The following is a 6,923-nucleotide window of genomic DNA, read 5'->3' as shown; positions in this document are numbered from 1 at the left end:
CAGGTAACTAACAGCTAAACAACGGGGTACAGGTTCTCAGCAAACAGATCGGGCGTTCCACGCGTTTGCTGACAGCTGCAGACTGGGGCCCGCCGCCACCGACCAGGCCCCCCTGGGCCACCCGGTGCAGGTCACCGGCAGCCACGTCGCATCAGCGGCCCGGCACGCACGATTTGGAGAACGCCTCCTTGGCGCGCTGGCGCCGGCGCCGTCACGGCGGCGCGCCGGTGCGACCCCGGCTCAGACGGCGCAATTGAGGCCGACGGCCCTCGCTATAGAACCTCGCCGCAGGGTTTCTAGGGGTGAGATCGGGACTTCGCAATCAACTACGAATGCCGCTATCCCGATTACCCTCCAGTAACGCTTCGCGACCTGTGGCGATAAGGACAACAGTTCGCAATAAGAACCGCCATCTTCCCCGTTTTCCACGCCCAAAAAAACGACGCGGCCACCCCATTGCCGGGGCGGCCGCGTCGATCTGTCCAACCGGGATCAGCCGTTGGGGCCTGATCCGTTCGGGCCGTTGCCACCGTGGCCGCCGTCGCCGCCAAGGCCCAGGTTGCCACCATCGCCACCGGCACCACCGGCGCCGCCGATTCCGGAGGTTCCGGTGTTGTTCCAACCGTCACCGCCGTTCCCACCGTTGCCGACCGGACCGCCGGGCACGCTGCCCGCACTGCCGGCCGTGGCGTTGCCGGAGCCGGTCCCGGCATTGCCGCCCGCGGCGCTCGGGTAGGCGACGTCGCCACCGTCGCCACCGTCACCGCCGGTTTGGTTGGTGGCATCGCCGTTCGCGCCGGCGCCACCATTACCCGCGGTGCCGCCGGCGCCGCCCTTGCCACCGTTGCCACCCGCACCGAGGCTGCCGGTGCTGCCGTGGGCCGCGGTTCCACCGAGACCACCGTTGCCGCCGTTACCGCCCTGACCGCCGATGGCACCGTCGCCACCGTCTTGGCCGTTGTTGGCCTGCCCGGCGATTCCGGATGCCACCGCGCCGGCAGCACCGCTCATGCCGCTGCCGCCCTGGCCACCGTCGGCACCCGAACCGCCGGCGCCGCCAGCGCCACCGTTACCGGACAGGGCGCCGCCGAGTCCGCCCGCGCCGCCGTTACCGCCCGCGCCACCGTCCTGGCCCTGGAGACCGGAGTCGCCCGCGACGGTAGCGCTGAGGCCGGCCACCCCCGCCGTGCCACTACCGCCGGCACCACCGTCGCCACCGTTGCCGATCGCGCCGCCGTTACCGCCCGTGCCGCCGGCACCACCGGAGGCACCTGTTCCCGCGTTCGGGTCTTGGGACGGGTCGTATCCGGCGCCGCCGTTACCGCCGTTGCCCGACGGGCCGATGGCCTGTGTTCCGTTCGCGCCGTCGGTCCCGTCGGTGCCCCCGGCACCGGCCGTGGTTCCGGCCGCGCCGCCGTTGCCGCCGGTGCCGGCGATGCTGCCCGGGTCACCGCCGTTGCCGCCGTTACCGCCGTTGGGGGTGCTGGCGTCGCCGGCGGCACCGTTGCCACCCTGGCCACCTTCGCCCGCGGTGCCGGCGCTGCCGCCGTTGCCGCCATCGCCGTTGGTGCCGGCAGTGCCGTGGCTGGTGGTACCGGCATTGCCGCCGGCCCCACCGGTGCCGCCGGATCCGGCTTCCCCGCCGTTGCCGCCATTGCCGCCGCTCGCGCCGGCCACCGATCCGGTGCTGGCGTCATATCCCGCGCCGCCGGTGCCGCCGGCGCCGCCCGCTCCACCGCTACCACCGTTTCCGCCGTTGCCTGCGACGTTGGCCGCCAGCGAACCGCCGTTGCCGCCCGCGCCGCCCTTGCCGCCGTCGCCGCCGGCCAGGCCTTGGCCACCGGCACCACCGTTCGGGGCTGCGAGGGTGCCCGCGGTGCCGGCCGCACCGGTCCCGCCGACGCCGGTCTTACCGTCACCGCCGACGCCACCATTGCCACCGTTGCCGATGTTGCCGCCGTCACCGCCGGCTCCACCGTTGCCGCCGCTGGTGCCGCCGTCCGCGCCGGCGTCGTTGGCAGCGTTGTAGCCGTTGCCGCCCGTGCCACCGTTGCCGGCCGGACCGGTGACCCCGGTGCCGTCGGCCCCGTCGCCGCCGTTGGTGCCGCCGGTTCCGCCGGTGCCGTGCGCCCCACCGGCGCCGCCGTTGCCCGCGGTGCCGGCGTTACCGCCCGCACCGCCGTTGCCGCCGTTGATGGTGACCGCGTCACCGTTGCCGCCGTTGCCGCCGTCACCGGGTGTGCCGGCGTTACCGCCCGCACCGCCCGCGCCGCCGTTGCCGTTGGCACCCGCGGTCCCGTGGGCCGAGGCGCCACCATTGCCGCCGGCACCGCCATAGCCACCGGCCTGGCCGTTGCCGCCGGACCCGCCATCGGTACCGGCACCGCCTGCCAGAGTGGCGCTGGTGCCGGCCAGGCCGTCACCGCCTGACCCGCCCTTACCTCCGGCACCGCCGACGCCACCGGCGCCACCGTTGCCGGACGTCGAGCCGCCGACACCACCGTCGCCGCCCTTACCGCCGTGGAAGCCCGCGGTGCCGTCGGTGCCGCTGATGGCAGCCAGCGTGCCCTGGTCGCCGTCGATGCCGTTGCCGCCGTTGCCGCCGGAGCCGCCCGCTCCACCGTTGCCGATGTTGCCGCCGTCGCCGCCCGTACCGCCGTCGCCACCGACGCCGGCCGCGTTGGTGAAGCCCGAACCGCCCGCACCACCGTTGCCGGCTGGGCCGGTTGGGCTGCTGCCGGCGGTTCCGCCGGTCGCCGCGCCTGCGCCGGTGCCGACCGCGCCGCCGTTACCACCGGTGCTCGAGTTGCCCCCGGCTCCGCCGTTGCCGCCGTTGAGGTTGGTCGCGTCGCCGGCCGCACCGTCACCGCCGTTACCACCGGCTGCGCCGTCGCCGCCGGCCCCGCCGGACCCGGCCGCGCCCACCGCGCCGTCGGCTCCGGTGCCGCCCGCGGCCACACCGCCGGCCGCACCGCCGTTGCCGCCCCGGCCGCCGTTGCCGGCGACCCCGGCGTCGCCGCCCTTCTCGCCAGAACCGTCACCGCTGTTGAGGTAGCTGCCGTTCACCCCGGCCGCCCCGGCGCCCGCGTTTCCGCCCTGGGCGCCCGCACCGCCGCTACCGCCGTTGCCGCCATGACCGGAGAGGGAGCCGCCGAGGCCACCCGCACCACCGTTGCCGCCGGACCCGCCGTCGGTACCGCTGGTGCCGTTGTCGCCCGCGGCCGTGGCGGCGACGCCGTCGATGCCCGCGACACCGCTGCCGCCGGCACCACCGTCGCCCCCGTCGCCGAGGTTGCCGCCGTCACCACCGGCACCACCGTTGCCGCCGGACGCGCCGGCCGTGCTGGCGGTGAAGCCGTCACCACCGCGGCCGCCGTTGCCGACCGGGCCACTGACCCCGGCGCCCTGCGATCCGGTGGCGCCGGTAAACGCGCCGGTACCGGCCGTGCCCGCGGCGCCGCCCTGACTGGAGTCGCCACCCCGGCCACCGTTGCCGCCGTTGAGGTTGTTTGCATCGCCGTTGGCACCGGCGCCACCATTTCCGCCCGCGGCGCCGTCACCACCGCTGCCCGCGTTGCCGCCGGTTCCGGCCGCAGCGGAGCTGCCGTTGCCGTTGGTGCCGCCCGCACCGCCGTTGCCGCCGCTACCGCCGGCGCCGGCCGTCCCGGCGTTGCCGCCGGCCCCACCGTTGCCGTCACCGGTGGCGAACGACCCGGCCGCACCGGTCACGCCGGCCGCGGCGTCACCACCGTCGGCACCCGAACCACCATTGCCACCGGCGCCGCCGGTCAACGAGGTCAAGCCGGTACCGGCGTTGCCTCCCTTACCGCCCGAGCCACCCGAGCCACCGGCAGTCCCGGAGTTGCCATTGCCGTTGCCGTCGGTGCCGACGGCGTTGGTGCCGGCCACACCGTCGCCACCGGCGCCGCCGTTGCCGCCGTTGCCCAGGTTGCCGCCATCGCCACCGGCACCACCGTTGCCGCCCGATTCGCCGGCCACCCCGGAGGTGTAGCCGTCACCGCCCTGGCCGCCGTTGCCGGCCGGGCCGGCGACACCCGCGCCCTGGGATCCGGCGCTGCCCGTCGTGGAGCCGGTGCCGGCCGTGCCCGCGGCACCGCCCTGGCTGGAGTCCCCACCTCGGCCACCGTTGCCGCCGTTGAGGTGCGCTGCGTCGCCGTGGGCACCTGCGCCACCGTCACCGCCCTGGGCACCCGCGCCGCCGCTGCCGGCGTTGCCGCCCGTGCCGGTCGCGGCCGAGCTGCCGTCGCCGTTGCTGCCACCCGCCCCGCCATTGCCGCCGCTGCCGCCGGCACCGGCCGTCCCGGCGTTGCCGCCGGCCCCGCCATTGCCGTCACCGGAGGTGAACGAACCGGCAGAGCCGATCGCACCGGCCACGGCATCGCCACCGTCGGCGCCCGAACCACCGGCACCACCGGTGCCGCCGGTCAGGGTGCTCAGGCCGGTGCCGGCGTTGCCACCCTTGCCACCGAAGCCACCGGAACCACCGCTGGTGCCGGAGTTGCCGTTGCCGCCGGCGTCGGTCCCGACACCGTTGGTGCCGGCCACACCGTTGCCACCGGCGCCGCCGTTACCGCCGTTACCGAGGTTGCCGCCGTCGCCACCCGCGCCGCCGTTACCACCGGAGGCGCCGGCCACCGTCGAGGTGAAGCCGTCGCCGCCGTTACCGCCGTTTCCGCCACTGGTCACCTGATTGCCGCCGGCTCCGTGCAGGCCGGCTGTGCCGCCGTTACCGCCAGTTCCGGCGCTACCGCCGGCACCACCGGCACCTTCGATGCCGGCATTGCCGCCGTTGCCACCCCGGCCACCGTCGAGGTAGGTGGCGTCGCCGTCGGCGCCCCTGCCGCCGTCGCCCCCGGCGCCCGCGTCGCCGCCCTTACCGCCGGCACCGCCGTTGCCGTTTCCACCGTTGCCGGTGGCGCCGTTGCCCGCGTTACCGCCGGCACCACCCTCGCCACCGGTACCACCGGCACCACCATTGCCGCCGTTCTCACCCGCACCGTCGTTGACACCTTGAACGCCGGCTGCGCCGGTGTATCCGGCGCCGCCGGCACCACCGAGACCGCCCCGGCCGCCGACACCACCGTCACCACCGGTTCCGGAGTTGGGGTTCAGGGCGTCGCCGCCGACGCCGCCGGCACCACCCTTGCCACCGGTACCACCGGCACCGCCTTGGCCGGCCTCCCAACCGCCGGCACCGCCCGCGCCACCGTTGCCACCGTTGCCGCCGGCACCGCCCTTGCCGCCGTGCCCGTTCTCCAGCAGCACACCACTGTTGCCGCCCTTACCGCCGTCCCCGCCGTTGCCGCCGTTGCCGCCGGTACCGCCGTCACCGACCGCGCCGGCGTTGCCACCAAGACCGCCGTTGCCGCCGGCCAGGGTGAGCGCCTTGAAGCCCAGTTCGCCCGCGTGGGCGGCGTTGTAGGCCGCCACGTCGAACCCGTCGCCGCCGTTGCCGCCGTTACCGCCGTGCCCGGCCGCCTGACCGTCGGCGCCACTGGCCGCACGCTCGGTGGTCGACCCACCATTCAGGCCGCCCTGACCGCCGTGGCCGATCGCGCCCGGGTTTCCGCCGTCGGCGCCGCGGCCACCGCCGGTGTTGCCCGCTGTCCCTTCGGCCCCGTCACCGCCATTACCGGCGATCCCGGCGTTGCCGCCGGCGCCACCCTGGCCGCCCAGGCCGTTGACACCCGCCGAACCCAGGCTGGTGCCCGCACCGGCCAGACCACCCTGGCCGCCCTGGCCACCGTTGGCGCCGTCACCACCACCGGCACCATCACCACCATTTCCATTGCTGGCAGCCACATCCCACTCACCAGCGGCACCGTCACCACCACGGCCACCGTTACCGCCCGCACCACCGACACCGCCGACACCACCATTGCCGCCGTTGCCGAAAAAGCCCGAAGCCTTGCCGCCGACACCACCATTGCCACCGTTACCACCGAGGAGGCCGTTACCGCCGAGGGCACCGTTGCCACCCGAAGCCCAAACACCGGTAGCACCAGCCAGACCCGCCGCGCCGGCCGCGCCGACACCGCCGGCACCGCCGGCACCGCCGGAGCCGAACAGCCAACCCGCGCCGTCGCCGCCATTACCGCCGGCGCCACCACCATCACCGCCGATACCGCCGACCCCGCCGACGCCCATCCATGAACCACCGGCGCCACCGTCGCCACCGGCCAAGCCCGCCAGACCCGCGCCGCCGGCACCACCATTGCCGAACAAACCGGCCGCGCCACCATCACCACCGGCGACACCAGCACCACCATCACCGAACAACCAACCGCCCGCACCACCATTGCCACCATCAACACCGGCAACACCAACAGCGCCATTACCAATGATGATCGAGCCGAACCCGAACGTGTCATTGACAAACGAGCCGACCTGAACACCCAACGGGCTCTCAAGCCAATCGACCATGCCGGCATGCAACGGCGCATAGATGTACGCCTCAACCAACGCCGTCAGATCAAACGCATCACCACCGGCCAACCCCGCCGACGAGTCAAACAACGACCCCCAATCGAACGCACCCCCAGCGTCCACCTCGGCAGCCGACCACGCCCCCGAACCGAAAACATCCAGCAGCCAATCAAACTCACCATCAGCCTGCGCCACCGGCACCGACACCAACGGCGACACACCGAACGCCAAAAATGCCGCTGCCGCCGAACCCGCACCCAGCACTCGACGACGCGAGTCCCCTGTGCGCCGCCCGGCTCCGGTCTGCCGTGCGCTCTCACGCTTTCCAGTCATGTACTGCCCCAAGTTCTCAAACGGTGGCCCACTGCGTGGGCCGATGGATGGTTGTGATGTTTTTGCTCGGCTATCGCCGCGCCTACCGCGCGGCAACAGTCAGATCGGAGATCGATCCGCCACGGAGAATCCGCGGGGCGTCG

The 6,923-nt window shown here is 74.4% G+C and carries 1 protein-coding gene; it reads right to left on the bottom strand.

Annotation, left to right across the window (positions count from 1 at the left end; translation table 11 throughout):
- Positions 1-492: 492 nt before the first annotated feature.
- Positions 493-6,780 (bottom strand): PE family protein, encoded by a 6,288-nt coding sequence (locus tag ACJH5R_RS18205; protein WP_406782530.1) that lies wholly within the window; start codon positions 6,778-6,780, stop codon positions 493-495.
- Between the last annotated feature and the right edge of the window lie 143 nt (positions 6,781-6,923).

Origin of the sequence: Mycobacterium sp. SMC-19 (assembly GCF_045310815.1) — a bacterium.
Classification (GTDB): Bacteria; Actinomycetota; Actinomycetes; order Mycobacteriales; family Mycobacteriaceae; genus Mycobacterium.
This window is presented reverse-complemented; position numbering and strand designations above follow the sequence as displayed.

Excerpts from the sequence above, each read along its gene's own strand:
- ACJH5R_RS18205 (WP_406782530.1), bottom strand. The coding sequence starts at position 6,780 with ATGACTGGAAAGCGTGAGAGCGCACGGCAGACCGGAGCCGGGCGGCGC.